An 18093-nucleotide genomic window follows, 5' to 3' on the forward strand; every position below is an offset into this window, starting at 1 on the left:
AAGTGAAAAACAGCAATTTCCCGCTGTAAGGCAGTAAAGCTATTTATAGATATTATCCCATGATCGGGAACTCTTGTCAACTTTCTTCTTGCGCGGGGCCGGGTTCCAGATGAAAATAGTCGTAAATCGTCTTTGCGACCGGTTTACTGATAGATGGCGTCGCCTCCAGCTCCTCTAACTGTGCGGCCTGGATGGCCGAAACCGTTTTAAACTGCTTTAACAGCGCCCGTACCCGTGCGGGGCCCACTCCGGGAATCTCCGTCAAGGAGGAGCCGATCATCTTTTTCTTGCGCGTCTGTCTGTGGAACCCAATGGCAAAACGGTGAACCTCCTCCTGAATGGAACTGACCAGCGTAAAAGCGGACCGATTTGAATTAATGGCAATTTCCCCACCGTCGCCCGTAATTGCCCGGGTGCGGTGCTTGTCGTCCTTTACCATACCGAAAAGCGGGATCCGAAGCCCATAGGCCTCCAACACTGGCTGCACCGCGCCGACCTGCCCCTTGCCGCCGTCCAGCAGAATCAAGTCCGGTAAATGTCCAAACCCCTCTTCGCCCTTGTGATCCTGATACTCTTGAAAGCGCCGGGTCAAAACCTCCTGCATGGATCCGTAGTCATCCTGGCCTAGCACGGTCTTGATCTTAAATTTACGGTAAGCGCTTTTCAGCGGGCGCCCATTTTCAAACACCACCATGCCCGCGACATTTTCGCCCCCTGCCAGGTTGCTGATGTCATAGGACTCGATATAACTCGGCGGATGTTCCAAGCCCAGCAGGCGGGCCAGCTCGTCCAGCGCGGAAGCCTCACGGCCCGTCCGCCCCGTCTTCTGCGCCAGCTGTTCCGCTGCGTTATTCCGGCACATCTCCACCATTTGGGCCGATTCCCCCTTTTTGGGAACCATAACCTCAACCTTTCTGCCCGCCTTATGGGAAAGCCATTGCGACAAAAGCTCCATATTGCTTGCCGGCCCATCCAGGCATACACGCCGGGGGATGCGATCCCGCATGGAATAGTACTGCTCAATAAACTCCATACGGGCCGTCTTGGCCGATCCAACCTCCTGCAGCAAAAATGTTTCCCGGTCGCACAGACGCCCATCCTGGAACCGAAACACCTCAAAACAGCCGCCGCTGGGCCCTACGGCCAAAGCAACCACATCCTGCTCCGGCACCTTTACCGCAACCACCTTTTGCTTTTTGCCAAGACGGCGGATAGCCTCCAGGCGATCCCGAATACGGGCTGCACGTTCAAAATCCAGGCTTTCAGCCGCTTCCTCCATTCTCTTTGTCAGGCCCTGGACACAGTCGCTGCTGCCGCCTTTCAAGAAATCCAGCGCGTCATTAACCAGCTCGCGGTAATCCTTTTGGGAGACCTTTCCCCTGCACGGCGCACAGCACTGCTTAATGTAGAAATTCAGGCACGGCCGCCCCTTACCAATATCCTGGGGAAAGCGCCGGTTACAGGTTGGCAGGCCAAAGATTTTCTGCGCCTCGTCAATGCTCTCACGCACGACCCACGAACTGACAAACGGCCCCAGGTAATCGGCGCCGTCGTCAGCCAACTGCCTGGCCTCCGATATTTTAGGCCAGGGCCCGCGGGTCACCCGGATGTAATGGTACCCCTTGTCGTCTTTCAGGAGAATATTATATTTCGGCATATGCTGTTTAATCAGGCTGCACTCCAAAACCAACGCCTCAAACTCGCTGTCGGTCAAGATATACTCAAAATCCTCTACATGGGCAACCATCTGCCGCACCTTGCTGTCGTGATTTTTCTCACTGCCGAAATATTGGCTGACGCGGTTTTTCAAAGCCTTCGCTTTTCCGATATAAATAATCTTTCCCGACCGATCGTGCATAATATACACGCCGGGATGCAGCGGAAGCTTCATTGCCTTTCTTCTAAGCCGCTTAATGTGTTCTTGATGCTCGTCCATTTCCGCCTCCTACCAGCCTTACAAATAAAAAGAAGGGCGCCTTCTGTACTCATAGCCGTACGGAAGCGCCCAAAACACTCACTATTGCTTAAAAATCACTCGGCAAATCCTGACTTAACAAGGTCTACCAGGCTGTTGACCGCCTGCTCCTCATCGGCGCCATCCGCAATAATGCGGATATCTGTTCCGCCGACAATGCCAAGGGAAAGAACCCCCAGCAGGCTTTTCGCATTTACGCGGCGCTCTTCCTTTTCAACCCAAATGGAAGACTTAAATTCGTTGGCCCGCTGAATGAAAAAGGTTGCCGGACGCGCATGTAACCCGACCTGATTCTGTACCAATACTTCTTTAACACACATTTAAAATCCACTCCTAGCTCATCAATATCATAGCTATACGATTTCTGTTTTCATAGTTCTTTAACAATTAAATTCAACGCTATTATATCACAATTCTAACATCCGTCAACTATTTTGCATAAACTTTGGATTACTAACTGAATTAAGAGAAAAATAGAGCGAGCCTCTTTGTGCAAGCTGCCAATATTGTTGAAAACTTTTTATAACCTATGCCAGTTGATACCGTACCAACCCCACGGTTAGCCGACAAAAAACAGCATTTTCACTATACTTGTTTGATGAATCCGTTTTGTTCTAAAAATTTCAGGTCTTTGTCGTCCAGCACTGCATCCCGCAGCAGTTCCGGGCGCTTCCGGGCTGTTCGCAGCAGGGATTGCTCGCGGCGCCATTTACGGATATTAGCATGATGACCAGAGAGGAGCACCTCGGGCACTTCCCGTCCACGCCATACAGCAGGGCGCGTGTACTGTGGATATTCCAGCAGCCCCGCGTAATGGCTCTCTTCTTCAAAGCATTCATCTGCGGAAAGAACACCGGGAATCATCCGGCTGACCGCATCCGCCAGCATTAACGCCGGCAATTCCCCGCCTGTCAGAACGAAATTGCCGATGGAGATTTCCTCGTCCACATAAGCGTCCAGCACGCGTTCGTCAACCCCTTCATAATGGCCGCACAGAATTACCAGATTCTCTTCCTGAGCCAGCTCACATACACGCTTCTGCGTCAGTGTTTTTCCCTGCGGCGACATATAAATAGTATGCGGTTTTCTCCCAACCCGTTCCAGCACATCATCAAAAGCCGCCGCTATCGGCTCCGCCAGCAGCAGCATGCCCATGCCGCCGCCAAAGAGCGTGTCATCCACACTGTGGTGTTTATCCCGCGCGTAATCCCGTATTTGGTGGCAGCAAACCTGCAGCGCCCCCTTCTTTCTGGCGCGGCCCACGATGCTCTCAGCCATTACCGTCTCGCACATATCTGGGAACAGCGTCAGCAGATCAATCCGCATCGTCGAAAATCCCCCTTATTGGGCGGATTTCAACCCTGCCCGCAGTGATGTCCACCGCCGTCACCACCTGGCGGACAGCCGGCAGCAAATAATTTTTTCCCGCTGCATCGGTCACCTGGTAGACATCATTGGCTCCGGTGGAAAAAATATCGGTAAGCTTACCGTAAACCTGTTGCGTATCCGCGTCCACCACCTCGCAGCCCAATAAATCCTGCTGAAAATATTGACCTTCCGGAAGTCGGGCGTCTGTACGCGCAATATAAACGACACGCCCGCGCAGGGCCTCTGCCTGCTCCACTGTATCCACTCCCGCCAGCTTTAGCAGCAGCAGGCTTTTGTGAGGCCGGGCAGACTCTACCTGAGCCGGCGTACGCCCTTCCTGCCAATACAGGGTTTTGAAGCCGGATAAAAACGCTGCCGTATCACACCAAGGTTCAAGCCTCAGCTCGCCGCGCACACCATGCGTGCCGACGATGCGCCCAGCCTCTAAAAAAGGCTTTAACATGTCAAACGCTCCTTTTTAACCTCTGTCTCTATAAGAAAAGAGCGGACGTCTCCGTCCGCCCTTTGGTACTCGCAAATCAATCAATCTCGACTGAAACTTTCCCATTGACCCGGGTCGCCGCGGCACGCATGACAACACGAATCGCTTTTGCGATGCGACCCTGTTTGCCGATGACCCGCCCCATGTCGTTTTCGGCAACATGGAGATGGTACACTACCGTTCCGTCCTCCAGGGGCTCGTCCTCATCCACCCGCACAGCGGCAGGATCTTCTACGAGGCCCTGGGCGATCACGACCAATAAATCCTTCATGTGTTTCCTCCGAATTACAGAACTCCGTGTTTCTTAAACAGCACCTTTACCGTGTCAGTGGGCTGCGCGCCGTTGGCAATCCACTTCTTAGCCTTCTCGGCATCTACCTTAACGACGGAAGGGTCCTGCATAGGGTCATAAGTACCGATTTCCTCAATGAAACGGCCATCGCGGGGGAAGCGGGAATCTGCAACAACAATGCGGTAGAAGGGAGCTTTTTTCGCACCCATTCTACGCAGTCTAATTTTTACTGCCATATCATTCACCTCCAAATGAATTTATTCCATAATATCTATTTCACCGGAATAACCGGGTGAAAGCATCTTCAGAACGGCATACGCATACGCCGTTTCATGCTCTTGCCGCCCATTTGCTTCATCATCTTCTGCATCTGATCCAGCTGCTTCAGCAGGCGGTTGACATCTTCGACCTTCATGCCGCTGCCGGCCGCGATCCTTCTTTTGCGCGAGGGGTTGATCAGTGCGGGCTTTTCACGCTCCTCCTTCGTCATGGAGAGGATGATTGCCGCCGTGCGATCCATAATGCGGTCGTCAATGTCTACATCCTTGAGCTGTTTGTCCATCCCTGGAAACTTGCTGAGTACATTTTTGAGCGGCCCCATCTTCTTTACCTGCTGAAATTGCGCCAGCAGGTCATTAAAATCGAGCTTATTCTCCAGCATTTTTTTAGAGAGCTTCTCCGCTTCCTTCTGGTCAATTTTGCTCTGTGCTTCTTCAATCAGGGTCAGCACATCGCCCATGCCCAAAATCCGGGAAGCCATGCGATCCGGGTGAAAAACCTCCAGATCCTCCTGCTTTTCACCGACGCCGACAAATTTAATCGGCTTGCCAGTGACAGAACGCACGGATAGCGCCGCGCCGCCGCGGGTATCTCCGTCCAGCTTCGTTAAAATGACGCCTGTAATCTCCAGCAGATCGTCAAAGGTTTTCGACACATTGACAGCCTCTTGGCCCGTCATAGCATCAACAACCAGCAGGATCTCCTGCGGCTGAACCGCGGCCTTGATCTCCTTCAATTCATCCATCAGCACTTCATCAATTTGCAGGCGGCCGGCCGTATCAATCAGTACGATATCATTACCGTAGTCCTTCGCATGCTTCACAGCAGCCCGGCAGATCTTCACCGGTTTTTCCGTTCCCTGTTCAAAAACAGGGACGCCGGCCTTTTCGCCGACTACCTGCAGCTGCTTAATCGCGGCCGGACGGTAAATATCCGCCGCCACCAACAGCGGGCGGTGGCCCTGCTTTTTCAGCATCAGGGCGAGCTTTCCGCCGTGTGTCGTCTTACCGGCGCCCTGCAGGCCGCACAACATGATGACCGTCGGTGGCGTGGAGGCCGTTGCCAGCCGTGCGGCATCGCTGCCCATTAGAGCGGTCAGCTCTTCGTTGACGATCTTAACGACCATCTGGGCAGGCGTCAGGCTTTCCATTACGTCTTGGCCGACGGCGCGTTCACTCACCTTAGCGGTAAACTCCTTCGCCACCTTATAGTTGACGTCCGCCTCCAATAAGGCCAGCCGAATCTCCCGCATAGCCTCTTTGATATCCGGCTCACTCAGTTTGCCCTTTGATTTTAAGCGCTTAAACGCCGCAGAGAGTTTATCCGCAAGCCCTTCAAATGCCAAAAGATCTACCGCCTTTCCGCTTTTTATCGATCCGCCTGATCAACCATCGCTCTCTTCAACCAACCGATCCGCAATGGACAGAATCTCCCGCGCTTTTGAGTCCAGCTGAGGCGAACAGGAATAATGCACGTTATACTCCAAGATTTCTTTCGTCAGCTCAATTACCCGCTCCAGGCCCGTGTTCATCTCACGAAAACGCTTGGCAAGGCCCAAGCGCTGCTCCATTTCCAACAGCTGCGCCTCCGCACGCTTAATGGAATCCCGCACTCCCTGCCGGGTGATTCCCTCATTATCGGCGATTTCCGCCAAGGAGAGGTCGTCGTTATAATAATATTCAATAACTTCACGCTGCTTCGAGGTCAGCAAATCCCCATAAAAATCCAGCAAAAAAGAGATTTCCAAATTCTTAGCCACCTGGATTTTCCCTCCCCTCAGCAAATGTAAAGCAATTTACTTTACATTTGCTGATTATACAATAAAACCGCCCTCTTGTCAAGGGCGGTTTTAAAGATTATAAAATTTTAATCAGTTCAGCCAGTTGTCCAAGATTCCAGACAGATAATCCTTCAGCCCGTCCATATCGGCTTCCACCTTCAGATAAAAAACTTTATCCGCTCCAGAAACCGTCAGTTGCGTTACTTTCAGGGTCAACGCCGTCTCCCCGCTCTGGGTCTGTAGCAGCTGAACCTGCGCCGGTATGGAGATAGTGCTGCCGTCCACGGTGATCTTTGCCGGCAGCTTTTCCCGCGCCATATTCAACACCCAATCCGTGGGAACAGGCAGGTACCCTACCCGAAGGCTTTTAATTTGCAGCTGGATCTTACCGGCCTCGCAGACAGGGTTCACCTGCATGGTCACCGCCAGGTCAATTCCCTGAAGCCGCACCGGCAAGTATACCTCCAGTAAGGAATCCTCTGTCAAGGAAACATGAACCGCCTTGACAGTAAGGGAGTCCGTCGACAAATATGCTGCCAAATCCGATGGCAGCAAGTCGTTGAGTTGTTCTTCACTGAGTGCAACCGGCTGGCCGGTAAGGGTCCCCTGCGCCAGGGCCTGAACGGTCGCTCGCTGTGTTGCGCCCTGATGAAACGCCTGGTCCTTTTTGGGGTCACTGAGGGCGAGGACTGCCAGAACCGCCAATGCCGCGAATAAAAACGCCAGGATACCGCCGATTATCCACCCTGCTTTTTTCTTTTTCCGAGCAGTCTCACGCATTTTATTCCCCCTTATTTCAGCTCTGCAATGGTCACGCCGTTCTCGCCCTCTCCAAACACCCCCAACCGGTAGCTCTTCACCGCCGGATGGCTTCTGAGATGCGCCTGCACGGCGGCGCGCAGAGCGCCGGTCCCTTTGCCATGAATAATAGTAACCTGATGGACCCCGGAGAGTACGGCGCCGTCAATAAAACGATCCACCTCCATCAGGGCCTCGCCTGTTGTTTGACCGCGAATATCCAGTTCCAGCAGAGAACGGCCGGACGGCTGCCGGCCGATGTCCTTTGTGACCCGCGCCTTAGGAATCCGGCTTTTTTCCTGCTTCAGCAGCCTCAGATTTTCTAGTGGCACACGCGTTCGGATAATTCCGGCCTGAACGACCGCCGAATCCCCCTTCTCAGGGAGTTCCACCACCGTCGCCTTTTTATCAATATCATAGATCAGCACATTGTCGCCAACTTGAAGCGGACGAGGCAAAACGTAATGCTCCGCCTCCTTTTTATGAATGGGATCCGCAGTGTTTTCCATGGCCTTCAGGCCCGCCCGGAGCCGGGCTTTCTGCTCCGCGGTAATCCCCTTGTTAACGGCGCGTTTCATCTCTTCCATTTCCTCGAGCAAGGCGTCCATTTGTCCCCGGGTTCTTGCAACCAGCTCCGCCGCCTTTTGGCGCGCCTTTTCCAGCTCGCGGTCTGCCTCCGCTTGTATCCGCTCGCGCAGCCGCTGGGCCTCTTGGTTTGCCGATGCGGCGGACAGCCGTTCCTTCTCCGCGGCTTGACGGTTGCTCTCCATATGTTGCCTGCTGGCCTCCAGCTGCTCGACCACATCCTCAAAGCGAAGGCTCTCCGTCGATACCAACGCCTTGGCACGTTCGACCACCGGCTCCTCCATCCCCAGGCGCAACGAGATGGCAAAGGCGTTGGAGCGTCCGGGAACCCCGATTAACAGCCGGTAGGTCGGGCGCAGCGTCGCCACATCAAACTCACAGCATGCATTTTCAACCCCAGGAGTCTGTAGCGCATAAGCTTTCAGCTCTGCATAATGTGTTGTCGCCGCAAGCAAAGAGCCTTTCATGCGCAACGACTCCAGAATAGCCGTTGCCAGTGCCGCACCCTCTACAGGGTCCGTGCCCGCTCCCAGTTCATCCAACAGCACCAAGGTCCTGCCATCCGCTTCCTTCATGATCTCAATAATATTGGTCATGTGTGCCGAGAAGGTTGACAGCGACTGCTCTATGCTCTGTTCATCGCCAATATCGGAAAGAATCCGGTCAAAAACAGACACCCGGCTGCCGTCCGCAACCGGAAGCAGGAACCCACAGGCAGCCATCAGGCTTAAAAGGCCGATGGTCTTCAGCGAAACCGTTTTACCGCCCGTATTGGGTCCGGTGATGACCAAGGTGTCAAACCGCATTCCCAGTTCAATATCGGTCGCCACCACCTTCTCTTTGGCAATCAGCGGGTGGCGCGCACGTTTGAGCTCGATTTTTCCCTCATCGTTCACCTCAGGAAGAGAAGCCTTCATTTTATAGCCCAAATTCGCCTTGGCGAAAATCAGGCTCAGTTCCACAGCAGCCTGATAGCTTTTCAGAATCGACCCGGCAAAGCTTCCTGCTTCTGAAGAAAGCTCGCCCAAAATCCGGTCGATTTCGGCCTTTTCCTGTGAAAGCAAGACCCGAATTTCATTATTGGCCTCAACAGCCGCCATCGGTTCCACAAAGATCGTCGCGCCGCTGGCAGAGGTGTCGTGGACCAGGCCCGGAATTTCCGACCGGCACTCCGCACGTACCGGCACTACAAAACGCCCGCCGCGCATGGTAACGATTGGATCCTGCAAATATTTTTGATAGACCGGGGAACGTACGAGCTTATCCAGCTGTTCACGGGCGCGTGAAGACGCAGACCTGATTTTCCGGCGTATGGCGGCCAGCTCGTTTGAGGCGCTGTCTGCCATTTCCTCCTCCGAGGCAATCGCGGTAAAGATTTTTTCCTCCAAATAACGGTTGGGGAATATGGTTTCAAAGCGGACATCCAGCGGACTTGGAGCCCCTTCGCTCTTCGAGCGCCACTCGGTAACGCCGCGCAGCGTCCGCAGGACCTGCGCCACCCGCAGAAGCTCCGGCATCGTCAGCACGCCGCCGGCCTCCGCGCGGCGCAGCGCATTGGCGATGTTCTTTAAACCGCTGAAGGACGGCGAGCCAAAGCGGGCCATCAAAACATAGGCGGCATCGGTTTCTTCTAAAAGACAGCGGACCCCCGTCAAAGACGAGGAAGGCTCCAAGCGTAGGGCCAATTTCTTTGCATCCTCACAGGAAACCTCTTCCGCCAGCATCTGTAAAATTTTATCCAGTTCAAGCGCATGGATATTGCGCTGCATAGCATGCTCCATGATTCATCCCTCAAAATACAACAATCACATTATAAATGAACGCTTACTCCCCAGCGGCAGCCGTTTACGCTTCCGAAAGCATCTGGTGAAAAAAGTCTAATGTCTGAAAGCCGCGCCCCAGCGTAGCCAACAGATACCGCTCGCTGGCTTTGGCAAGCTGCTTCAAGCCGTCCTCCGGCAAAGAAAAAGAAAACAGCTTCTCAAAGTCTACATAAACAATATGGCGCATCGCTGTCAAAACACCCTGTGACAGCGGGATGCCGCCGCCATCCTTTTGTACGCCGCGCGCGCAATCGCCGCAAAGCAGCATGCCGTGCCGCGGGTAGAAAAGCATTTCTTCCGCCTCATAGCAGCCGCATTCCTCACAGCCGACCAGGTTGGGCATATACCCCGTCAACGAAAGCAGGCGCAGCTCCACTACTGATTTAAGCAGCAGCAAGGGTCGTGTTCCCTTACACAAAAAGTGGAGGGTGTTGAGCAAAAGGCGCAGAAAATCACCGGCGGGCGCCTCCCTTGGCGCCATGGAAATTGACAGCTCGCAAAAATACTGCGCCAAAGTTAAACCTTCCAGGTTTTTACGCAGCTCAAAAAAAACTTCAATGGGCTTCGCGTCATCAATTATGTATTTATCCCGCCCCTTGTACACAGACAGGCGGGAATAACAAAACAGCCTCGTTGCGGCCAGTTTGCCGCTGGAAGTCCGGTTTGCCTGCTTGGCAAAAGCACGCAGGACCCCTTCTTTTTTGGTCAGCACTGTAACAAGCCGGTCCGTCTCACCCACATTCATTTCGTTGAGAACAAGGCCCTCCGTATTGAACTGCATCCGTTTCCTCCTGCTCCGTCTGCCGGGCTGCCTGATCGGCCCGGCCGGAACGTTTGCTTTGACTGTAAACCAGGTAATCCCTCACGCTGCCTGTTCTCATAAAGCAGGCCCAAGCTGTCTCCTCGTCCATAAATTCCCGACGCTCCTTTCAGCAACATTTAAGCTAATAACAGTATTTGCGTGAAAGGGGGCTCTATGTGAGGGAAATATTTGCAAAAAGTAAAAATCCTGATGGTTAATCGTCAAAGCCGGTCTGGTCATATCCGAGACTATGCAGGACAGCATCCCGGTTTTTCCAGTCCTCTTTGACCTTAACCCAAATTTGTAAATTAATTTTCACGCCGAAAAAGCGTTCCATGTCCTCACGGGCATAACTGCCGATTTTTTTGAGCATGGAACCGCCCTTGCCAATGATGATAGCCTTGTGGTTCTGCTTTTCACAAAATATCACGGCGGAAATATCCAGAATGCCGCTGCCGTCCTCGCGCTCCCGCATACGCTCCACGGCGACAGCCGTCCCATGCGGAATTTCCTTGTCTAAAAGCCGCAGCAGCTTTTCACGAATAATCTCCCCGGCCAGGACCCGCTCCGGCTGGTCGGTCAGTGTGTCGCTTTCAAAAAAATGCCCGCCCGGCATACACTGCTTGAGCAGCTCCGGCAGCAGGTCGCTGCGGACGCCGTTTCCATCAACCGCAGAGACCGGGACAATCGCCGCAAACTCGTATAACTTGGAGAGCTCCGCCAGCTGTTCCATCAAAAGGCTTTTATCCGGCAGCAAATCAATCTTATTCACTGCCAAAACCGCCGGCATTTGAGTTTCCTTAAATTTTGCGATTAGCTCCAGGTCCGCCGGGGAGGTCTTCTTGCCCGCCTCAACTACTAAAAGGCACGCGTCTACACCCGCGATGGATTCCCGCACAGAACGGACCATATATTCGCCCAGGCGGCTGCGCGGCTTGTGCAGGCCCGGCGTATCAATAAAGACAAGCTGATCCGCCCCCTCCGTCAACACGCCCATAATCCTGGTCCGTGTTGTTTGGGGCTTGCTGCTCACAATGGCAACTTTCTGTCCAATCATCGCATTCAGCAGGGAGGACTTGCCCACATTGGGGCGTCCCACAATTGCAATAAACGCCGACCGTTTATTTTGAAGATCTACTATCATAGAATTCTGCATTTCATATCCTTTCTGCATTTCGAGCGCCGTGCAACTCCCCCCGGCCGCCGGGCCTCGCTGTTGTTACCGCCTTTTCTTTTTCCCCTTCAGAAAATCCCGTATGCGCGGAGGGCCCGCTATAATATACACCACACTGAGCAAAGAAAAGACCAAAAACAAAACAAAAGCCCAGGGGCGGCTCAAAAACCAGCTCCAAATAACCGGGTACACCGTTGCATCTCCAAACAAACAGACTGCCACCCCCACGGCAAAAACAGCGCACACCAATACCGCGCCGGCCGCCATATCCTTTGCATGTTTAATGAGCGGGTGGTACTCCTTCGCCGTTTTGTCGCAAAGGCGTTCTATTGCCGTATTGACCATTTCTGCCATCATCACCAGTGCAAATGTCAAAAACAAAACCGCATATTCAACACGTGACAGCTGAAAAAACAACGAAAAAGCAGAAACATACAGCAGCGCCACCGTATGAATCCGCATATTCCGCTCATGACTTATACAATATGCAATTCCCTGAAAGGCATATAAAAAGCCTTTTAAAAAGCGCAAGCCCTACTCCTCGTCTTCCAGCACATAGCTGCTGGTACCCGGCAGCCCCAGCTGGGTCATTACCCATTCTTCCTTTTCCCGCATACGAACGCGGTCCATCCCGGATTTTTCATGGTCGTAGCCCAGCAGGTGCAGCATGGAATGCGCCGTTAAATAGCCGACCTCACGCTCCAAGCTGTGCCCATAGCGCCGCGCCTGCTCAACCGCCTTTTCCATGGAGATAACAATATCGCCCAAAATCTTAGCCCCAGTGGCATGATTCTCATCATAAACGCCGTTTTCACCCATGGGGAACGAGAGAACATCTGTCGGCGCATCCTTTCCCCTGTACTGGCGGTTCAACTCATGAATCTGCTCATTATCCACAAAGGTTACGCTGATCTCCGCCGAATAGCGAAAGCCTTCCAGCTTCAGCACCGCATTGCAGCAACGTCTGACCAGCATCCTCAGCCCTGTGGGAATTTTAACGGCCTTCTGCTTATTGTCGATAATCACTCTGATTTTTTCCATTCTTTTACCAACCCTTTCCAAGACCCACCCTTCCCATACTAATAATGGGAAGGCGGCAATCTTAAATTTCATGCTCTCTGCAAAATTCGATTATTCCAACCGAAGCGTGCTGTTTTGCGCAAAAACACGCAACCGGCTAAACCCAGCGAACGCCACTCAAAAATCAATTTTCTAATTCCGACTGCCCTGCACCGGCAGATTAAATGTTAATTCTTTCACGTTCTTTTTTATTATATGTCTTTTTTGTCCGCTTTGTCTAGTATTTTTTATAAATTCGGTTAAAATACCACAAAATTTAAAATTATAAAAAGGCCAGTATAGCCAGATTTATCGTACCAGGCATGGATGACATTCGACAAAATCCCCTAGCAAAATCAGCGTTTAACGGCTGTCAGCGCGTAAACTCAAACAATGCAATCCCCACCGCCATTAACAGGTTCAAGGAGTCAATCTTATTACTATGGCGGATGAAAACGCTTTTACCGACCTCAAGGTAGGCATCGTCCAGTCCAGAGGCCTCATTGCCGAAAATGAGAGAAAACAAACCGTCTTGAGCGCGCTCCAGGCGGCTGAGATCTGTGGCGCCCTTGAGCATAAACGGGTAGAAGCTGCGTTTTTCATTATGATAAATATTATAATATGCCCCAAAATCCTGGAAATATTGGATATGAACCTGAAAGAGCGCCCCCATAGAGGCCCTGGCAACCTTGGGGTGGAACACGTCCACCCCCTGGCCAACAATGGCAATTTCGGTTACGCCAAAGCCCAGGCAGGTTCTGATGATTGTTCCTGCATTTCCCATATCGCTTGGATTCACCAACACGATATGGTTGGCCTTCTCATTCAGGCATGCGGCATATTTTTTAAAAACACCGGCGACCATGCAGTTCTCTTTATCACTGATCCGCGCAATCGCCTTATCTCCATTTTCAATCGGGATCTGGTTTTCCGCGCATAGCCTTGTCACCAACTCACGTTCAGAAACGCTTGTCAAGTTTGAATGCAGCAGAACCTTCAAGGCCTGGCCGGGCTGGTTTTTCAGCAGCTCAACCGTTGGAAACGCCCCCAGCGTGTAGGAGTATTCCATTTTCTTCTGATATTTTTTCAGCGGAACATCCCTATTCATTTTATCCTCCTAATTTCAAAGCCCTACAGCAAAATTACACTTCATTCAGCTTGCGGGACTAAATTAAAATGGGCCCGGCAATAAAAATATTTCTTGTGCAAGGGGCCTCCGGTTTGTTGCCATTATAACACAGATGCCAGCTTTGGCTCCAGTGCGAATACAGTAAACCGCAAATAAAATTCCGTCTGCCGCTTTATTAATAAAAACAGCCGTGCTATAATAACAACAAACCTCTGGGCTGTAATAGCCGCTCAGCGGGGTACGCATTGGAGTTCGCAGCTTGCAGCATGTCAAAAACCTTACCCTACTAAAAGAAAGCGAGGTCGTTCTTTTTGCAGACAGGAACCGTTGAATTTACCTCTATATCTCAGCAGCTCAGCGTTTTTGGAACCTATGATGTCAATGTAAAAGCCATTGAAACTGCATTTTCAGTAAATATAAATGCGCGTGATTCCGTAATTGAAGTGAAGGGAGAGACAACCGACAGCGTAAAGCTGGCGGTGGACACGCTGGAGGCGCTTAAAAAGCTGTCTGACAACGGCGAAAATATAAACGAGTCGACCGTATGCCGCATCATAGACCTCGCCCGCTACGGCGGTATGGACGACACGCTCAAGGCCATGACAAACGTCGTCGCCATTACGCATAAGGGCCAGCCGATTAAATGCAAGACTATCGGACAAAAGAATTATGTGAAGGCCTTGCAGGAGAATACCGTCGCCATCTGCATCGGCCCGGCGGGCACCGGTAAAACCTATTTAGCTGTAGCGGCGGCGGTTTCTGCACTGCGCCGGAAGGAAGTGGACCGCATCATTATGAGCCGCCCCGCTATTGAGGCTGGCGAGGAGCGCCTCGGCTTTTTGCCCGGCGACCTCCAGAGCAAGGTGGACCCCTATCTGCGGCCGCTGTATGATGCCCTGGACGAAATTTTGGGGCATGAACAGGTACAGCGCTACATGGAAAACCGCGTAATCGAAATAGCTCCGCTGGCCTACATGCGCGGCCGCACCTTAAACTCCGCGATAGTCATTATAGATGAGGCGCAAAACGCCTCGCTGCCAACGCTGAAAATGGCGTTGACCCGGCTCGGAGAGGGTTCAAAAATTATTCTTACCGGCGACGTCACACAGATTGACCTGCCAAGGCAGAGCAATTCCGGGCTGGAGCGCTGTGCCTCCCTGCTGAAAGGAATCGATGGAATCGCGGTTATTCACTTAAATAACCGCGATGTTGTCCGCCACCGCCTGGTGCGGGAAATTGTCAAGGCTTTCGAAAAGGACGAGGAAAAACAAACCGGCCACCGGGAGAAATCTGTCCGTCTCCATTATCCCGGTAAACAGGGCGGTTGAGGCCTCGCTGCCGTCCGATATTAACCGCCACTGAAAAAGCGCCGTTCACTCCGCATAATGCTTTAACTTTGTTCCAGGCTGCCCTGCGCGGGCGGCCTTTTATTTTAGGCCTGCGGGTAAAATGTGGCTTTCCGCCATTTTCTGAGACCCGGAAAATCGAAACCGTCATACGCCAAGCCTTCCCCTCCGAACAAAATAAAAGACGGGCTTAAAAAAGCCCGTCTTTTATTTTGTAAAAAAGGCCTTGAGATTTTGCGCCGCTGTCTCGATCGCAAGTGAATCCAGCCTGCTGAGGTCCAAATATTCAATTTCGCCAAAACGGGCCTGGTAAAAGGCCAGTCTTTCCACGCGGAGCTCCCCAAGGGCATGTGCAGGCCGGGCTTGTCCACAGTCCAGCAAATAAAGCAAATAGCCGCTCACAGCCTGCGCAATCTCCCGCCAGCGGTACCCGTATGTCTGGGAGGTTTTCATGTAATAGAGTGTCCCGTCCAGGTAAAAGCTCACCCCGGCCCCGCCCAGTTCGTCCGACAAGCGACCGAGGCTTGGCCTGAACACCGCCCTGCTTTTCCCCCCAGCCAGCCCAGACTGGATAAACACATGGTTAAACACGCCGCACAGACGCTCCAGGTCAGTGACAAGCTCACGCTGTTCCCGGGCCTTTAGGTAAGCCGGGATGTTTTTAGGCCATACGTCCTGATATAACCCCGACAGCTGCTCCAGCTTAGATAAATAATAACAAGCGGGTAAGATTTTTTCTATGCTCTCTCCCCCCTTGACAAACCGTTCCACTTTTAGAACCGACGCGGTGAAAAAATCTTTCAGCTGCTGTTTAACCACCTCCGCGCTGCCGAGCTTTTCCGTCGCCAGCTCCAACCCCTTGAAGGCCAACGGAAACGATAAAACCGCCCTTTTACCGCGCTCAACTGCTCTCGCAACCATAACCTCCGCCAAATTGGTAAACGCCGTCCCTACAAAGGCCACATCCCTTCGCTCCAGGGCTTGAGCGGCAGGCGCCCTTAATTGATATTCTTTGGAAAATGCCTTATGGCCGGATGCCGTATAAAATTGCTTTGGCTCCGGCAGGAAAGACCTGAGTATTTCCTGGAAAGCCCGCTCTCTTTCTCCGCAGCCCTTCAGCAAGCCGCTAAGCGACATCTCCTGTTCCTCCCTTACTCCATGCGTTTTCTTCTGCGGCAAATATGTTCCTTTACCGTATTAAACCATTAACATAAGCAAATAATAGTATAGCACAGCCGCGCTTATTTGACAACAAATGTATTCATTGCTCTTTCTATTTTTTATTACAATAATCTTTAGAATCAGAGTCAGGAGATTATACCATGCTGGATGCGGAAATTGTCGGATATGTCATTCAACATCTGAGGGAGCAAAAGCGGCTGTCTCAAGAGGTTCTCAGCAGTTTCGCCGGCATTGGCCGCACGCATTTGAGCGCTATTGAGCGCGGGCAGCGCAAACCCACCCTTGAGACTTTTTTCCGCATTAGCGAGGCTCTTGATATGAAGGCCAGTGACCTGATGGCACAGGTCGAGGCGGAAATGGAATCCCGTGAAAAAAATAAACGCAGCTAGAGAACAAGCTGCGTTTTTGTTTTATTGCTGCTCTGGTTTTGATTTTTCACATGCTAGTAAGATCATTTCTCGTCCGCTTTCTTCTTGAAAGCGGCGTTCTGTCTCAAGCAGCTTCTCCAGCTCGGCAGCAGAAAGCTCTGAAAAAATATAATCCTCCATGTTCTCACCTCATCCATATTATTCCGCAAATCGCGTCTTTTATTCGTCCATAAAGGTCCTGCTTGAATGGTCTGTACTTTAGAACTTGTACAAAAAACTCCAATTAAAAACAATAAAATCCAATCCTTTCAACCCTTTTTAAAGTATAGTAAAAAAAGGTTTTCTTATTTATATCATCAGGATTTTTTGAGAAAAACGCCCTGATTACAGGTCAGTTTTATCACACAGGAGGAAATTTACATGAACATCCGCGAAAACACGCTCGCTGTACTTCATTATGAACCCTACGAGCGGCTCCCCATCCTTCATTTTGGCTATTGGGCTGAGACGTTGGAAAAATGGGCTGAGGAAGGCCATATCACCTGGGAAGAGGCCAAAAATTGGGCCGACGGCAACGCTGCCGACCTCTCTATTGCTAAAAAGCTTGGTTTTGACGCAAACTGGTCCACCTGCTTTGGCGGAAACAGCGCCTTACGTCCCGGTTTTGAACCCAAAGTTTTAGAGGAGCTGCCCAACGGCCTACAAAAAGTGGTTAATCATGAGGGCGTTATTGAACTGGTAAAGCCGCATGTTGCCTCCATTCCCTCTGAGGTTGACCACCTGCTTAAGGATCGCGCCAGCTATGAAGAACACTATAAGCCCCGCCTGCAATACAGCGATGAGCGTATTGATTTTAATTATCTCGAAACGCTGAAGAACCGTGAGCACTCCGAAAATATGCTCGGCATCCATATTGGCAGCTTGTTCGGCAATATCCGCAATTGGTGCGGTGTGGAAGGGATTTCCTACCTCTACGCCGATGACGAGGAACTTTACAAGGAGATTATTGACGACAATGCCAACCTCTGCTATCAGGTTGCTGAAAATATTCTGAAAACCGGCGTACACTTTGACTTTGCCCACTTCTGGGAGGATATTTGCTTTAAAAACGGTCCGCTGGTCATCCCCTCTGTGTTTGAGGAATTGGTTGGCCCCCACTACAAGCGCATTACCGGCCTTCTCAAGAACTATGGTGTTGACATTGTTTCTCTGGACTGCGACGGTATGATCGACAGCCTGATTCCAATCTGGTTTGAAAACGGCGTCAATACGATGTTCCCGATTGAGGTCGGCACCTGGAACGCCAGCATTGCTCCTTGGCGTGAAAAATATGGCAAGGGCCTGCGTGGCGTTGGGGGCATGAACAAAACGGTTTTTGCCAAGGACTTTGAGGCAATTGACGAGGAAATCGAACGCCTGCGTCCGCTGGTCGCACTTGGCGGCTATATTCCCTGCCCGGATCATCGAATTGCGCCGGATGCCAAATGGGAAAACGTTCAGTACTATTGCAAACGCATGCATGAAGTTTTTACCAAATAAATTGGTCTTAAAAGCCCGCCGGAGCGCATACTCTCCGGCGGGCTTTTTTGCTTTAGCACAGGAACCCCTCTGAAGTGGACAAAGGGGTAAAA

General features: G+C 51.8%; 20 protein-coding genes. 3 read left to right on the plus strand and 17 right to left on the minus strand.

Features of this window, described 5'->3' with window-relative positions:
- Nucleotides 1-76 precede the first annotated feature (76 nt).
- The 15 genes from uvrC to DPQ25_RS01920 all read right to left on the minus strand — a co-directional run bounded on the left by uvrC (nucleotide 77) and on the right by DPQ25_RS01920 (nucleotide 13545).
- Nucleotides 77-1936, minus strand: coding sequence for an excinuclease ABC subunit UvrC (gene uvrC, locus DPQ25_RS01850; RefSeq protein WP_112331473.1), 1860 nt, complete (start codon nucleotides 1934-1936; stop codon nucleotides 77-79).
- 95 nt (nucleotides 1937-2031) lie between these two features.
- The gene (locus tag DPQ25_RS01855) at nucleotides 2032-2295 is read right to left on the minus strand and encodes an HPr family phosphocarrier protein (protein ID WP_112331474.1); all 264 of its coding nucleotides are present in this window, start codon (nucleotides 2293-2295) and stop codon (nucleotides 2032-2034) included.
- A gap of 265 nt (nucleotides 2296-2560) precedes the next feature.
- Entirely contained in the window at nucleotides 2561-3301 is a 741-nt protein-coding gene (gene trmD, locus DPQ25_RS01860; protein WP_112331475.1) for a tRNA (guanosine(37)-N1)-methyltransferase TrmD, read from the minus strand.
- On the minus strand, nucleotides 3291-3806 hold the full coding sequence (gene rimM / locus DPQ25_RS01865) for a ribosome maturation factor RimM (RefSeq protein WP_112331476.1): 516 nt from the start codon (nucleotides 3804-3806) through the stop codon (nucleotides 3291-3293). The genes trmD and rimM overlap by 11 nt, the downstream gene beginning before the upstream one ends.
- A 76-nt stretch (nucleotides 3807-3882) precedes the next feature.
- The gene (locus DPQ25_RS01870; protein ID WP_112331477.1) at nucleotides 3883-4116 is read right to left on the minus strand and encodes a KH domain-containing protein; all 234 of its coding nucleotides are present in this window, start codon (nucleotides 4114-4116) and stop codon (nucleotides 3883-3885) included.
- A gap of 14 nt (nucleotides 4117-4130) precedes the next feature.
- On the minus strand, nucleotides 4131-4373 hold the full coding sequence (gene rpsP / locus DPQ25_RS01875; RefSeq protein WP_112331478.1) for a 30S ribosomal protein S16: 243 nt from the start codon (nucleotides 4371-4373) through the stop codon (nucleotides 4131-4133).
- A gap of 68 nt (nucleotides 4374-4441) precedes the next feature.
- Entirely contained in the window at nucleotides 4442-5761 is a 1320-nt protein-coding gene (gene ffh / locus DPQ25_RS01880; protein ID WP_112331479.1) for a signal recognition particle protein, read from the minus strand.
- A 39-nt stretch (nucleotides 5762-5800) separates the two neighbouring features.
- Nucleotides 5801-6175: a YlxM family DNA-binding protein gene (gene ylxM, locus DPQ25_RS01885; protein WP_112331480.1), complete on the minus strand. Its 375-nt coding sequence runs from the start codon at nucleotides 6173-6175 to the stop codon at nucleotides 5801-5803.
- Nucleotides 6176-6286: 111 nt separating this feature from the next.
- Nucleotides 6287-6976 carry a DUF2140 family protein gene (locus DPQ25_RS01890; RefSeq protein ID WP_112331481.1) on the minus strand — a complete coding sequence of 230 codons (690 nt, stop codon included), beginning with the start codon at nucleotides 6974-6976 and terminating at the stop codon, nucleotides 6287-6289.
- A gap of 11 nt (nucleotides 6977-6987) precedes the next feature.
- Nucleotides 6988-9348: an endonuclease MutS2 gene (locus tag DPQ25_RS01895; RefSeq protein ID WP_112332002.1), complete on the minus strand. Its 2361-nt coding sequence runs from the start codon at nucleotides 9346-9348 to the stop codon at nucleotides 6988-6990.
- A gap of 76 nt (nucleotides 9349-9424) precedes the next feature.
- Entirely contained in the window at nucleotides 9425-10183 is a 759-nt protein-coding gene (gene recO / locus DPQ25_RS01900; RefSeq protein WP_112331482.1) for a DNA repair protein RecO, read from the minus strand.
- 235 nt (nucleotides 10184-10418) lie between these two features.
- Entirely contained in the window at nucleotides 10419-11360 is a 942-nt protein-coding gene (gene era, locus DPQ25_RS01905; RefSeq protein ID WP_242978190.1) for a GTPase Era, read from the minus strand.
- A gap of 63 nt (nucleotides 11361-11423) precedes the next feature.
- Nucleotides 11424-11909: a diacylglycerol kinase family protein gene (locus tag DPQ25_RS01910; RefSeq protein ID WP_262510497.1), complete on the minus strand. Its 486-nt coding sequence runs from the start codon at nucleotides 11907-11909 to the stop codon at nucleotides 11424-11426.
- Between the two features lie 3 nt (nucleotides 11910-11912).
- A complete protein-coding gene (gene ybeY / locus DPQ25_RS01915) occupies nucleotides 11913-12419 on the minus strand; it encodes an rRNA maturation RNase YbeY (RefSeq protein ID WP_112332005.1) in 507 nt (168 codons plus the stop codon).
- A gap of 391 nt (nucleotides 12420-12810) precedes the next feature.
- Complete coding sequence (locus DPQ25_RS01920) at nucleotides 12811-13545, minus strand: TrmH family RNA methyltransferase (protein ID WP_112331483.1); 735 nt, start codon at nucleotides 13543-13545, stop codon at nucleotides 12811-12813.
- Nucleotides 13546-13877: 332 nt separating this feature from the next.
- Between DPQ25_RS01920 and DPQ25_RS01930 the strand changes: the two genes are divergently transcribed.
- A complete protein-coding gene (locus tag DPQ25_RS01930) occupies nucleotides 13878-14894 on the plus strand; it encodes a PhoH family protein (protein WP_112331485.1) in 1017 nt (338 codons plus the stop codon).
- A gap of 225 nt (nucleotides 14895-15119) precedes the next feature.
- Here the strand turns inward: DPQ25_RS01930 and DPQ25_RS01935 are convergent, their stop codons facing one another.
- Nucleotides 15120-16049 (minus strand): hypothetical protein, encoded by a 930-nt coding sequence (locus DPQ25_RS01935; protein WP_112331486.1) that lies wholly within the window; start codon nucleotides 16047-16049, stop codon nucleotides 15120-15122.
- A gap of 185 nt (nucleotides 16050-16234) precedes the next feature.
- On the opposite strand from DPQ25_RS01935, the gene DPQ25_RS01940 reads away from it, so the two are divergent.
- Nucleotides 16235-16483, plus strand: a complete 249-nt coding sequence (locus tag DPQ25_RS01940) for a helix-turn-helix domain-containing protein (protein WP_112331487.1) — start codon at nucleotides 16235-16237, stop codon at nucleotides 16481-16483.
- 21 nt (nucleotides 16484-16504) lie between these two features.
- Here DPQ25_RS01940 and DPQ25_RS14565 read toward each other — a convergent pair whose 3' ends face one another.
- Entirely contained in the window at nucleotides 16505-16642 is a 138-nt protein-coding gene (locus DPQ25_RS14565; RefSeq protein WP_177576790.1) for a hypothetical protein, read from the minus strand.
- 240 nt (nucleotides 16643-16882) lie between these two features.
- Here DPQ25_RS14565 and DPQ25_RS01945 point away from each other — a divergent pair, with 240 nt between their 5' ends.
- A complete protein-coding gene (locus DPQ25_RS01945) occupies nucleotides 16883-18001 on the plus strand; it encodes a uroporphyrinogen decarboxylase family protein (protein WP_112331488.1) in 1119 nt (372 codons plus the stop codon).
- The last annotated feature ends 92 nt before the right edge of the window (nucleotides 18002-18093 follow it).

Source organism: Hydrogeniiclostridium mannosilyticum (assembly GCF_003268275.1).
GTDB lineage: Bacteria > Bacillota > Clostridia > Oscillospirales > Acutalibacteraceae > Hydrogeniiclostridium > Hydrogeniiclostridium mannosilyticum.

What these genes read in the sequence shown, in the direction of transcription:
- ybeY (WP_112332005.1), bottom strand. Translation starts at nt 12,419, where the DNA reads ATGGAAAAAATCAGAGTGATTATCGACAATAAGCAGAAGGCCGTTAAA.
- DPQ25_RS01920 (WP_112331483.1), bottom strand. Translation starts at nt 13,545, where the DNA reads ATGAATAGGGATGTTCCGCTGAAAAAATATCAGAAGAAAATGGAATAC.
- DPQ25_RS01895 (WP_112332002.1), bottom strand. Translation starts at nt 9,348, where the DNA reads ATGCAGCGCAATATCCATGCGCTTGAACTGGATAAAATTTTACAGATG.
- DPQ25_RS01940 (WP_112331487.1), top strand. Translation starts at nt 16,235, where the DNA reads ATGCTGGATGCGGAAATTGTCGGATATGTCATTCAACATCTGAGGGAG.
- recO (WP_112331482.1), bottom strand. Translation starts at nt 10,183, where the DNA reads ATGCAGTTCAATACGGAGGGCCTTGTTCTCAACGAAATGAATGTGGGT.
- uvrC (WP_112331473.1), bottom strand. Translation starts at nt 1,936, where the DNA reads ATGGACGAGCATCAAGAACACATTAAGCGGCTTAGAAGAAAGGCAATG.
- rimM (WP_112331476.1), bottom strand. Translation starts at nt 3,806, where the DNA reads ATGTTAAAGCCTTTTTTAGAGGCTGGGCGCATCGTCGGCACGCATGGT.
- rpsP (WP_112331478.1), bottom strand. Translation starts at nt 4,373, where the DNA reads ATGGCAGTAAAAATTAGACTGCGTAGAATGGGTGCGAAAAAAGCTCCC.
- DPQ25_RS01945 (WP_112331488.1), top strand. Translation starts at nt 16,883, where the DNA reads ATGAACATCCGCGAAAACACGCTCGCTGTACTTCATTATGAACCCTAC.
- DPQ25_RS01935 (WP_112331486.1), bottom strand. Translation starts at nt 16,049, where the DNA reads ATGTCGCTTAGCGGCTTGCTGAAGGGCTGCGGAGAAAGAGAGCGGGCT.
- trmD (WP_112331475.1), bottom strand. Translation starts at nt 3,301, where the DNA reads ATGCGGATTGATCTGCTGACGCTGTTCCCAGATATGTGCGAGACGGTA.
- DPQ25_RS01870 (WP_112331477.1), bottom strand. Translation starts at nt 4,116, where the DNA reads ATGAAGGATTTATTGGTCGTGATCGCCCAGGGCCTCGTAGAAGATCCT.
- era (WP_242978190.1), bottom strand. Translation starts at nt 11,360, where the DNA reads ATGCAGAATTCTATGATAGTAGATCTTCAAAATAAACGGTCGGCGTTT.
- DPQ25_RS01890 (WP_112331481.1), bottom strand. Translation starts at nt 6,976, where the DNA reads ATGCGTGAGACTGCTCGGAAAAAGAAAAAAGCAGGGTGGATAATCGGC.
- DPQ25_RS14565 (WP_177576790.1), bottom strand. Translation starts at nt 16,642, where the DNA reads ATGGAGGATTATATTTTTTCAGAGCTTTCTGCTGCCGAGCTGGAGAAG.
- DPQ25_RS01855 (WP_112331474.1), bottom strand. Translation starts at nt 2,295, where the DNA reads ATGTGTGTTAAAGAAGTATTGGTACAGAATCAGGTCGGGTTACATGCG.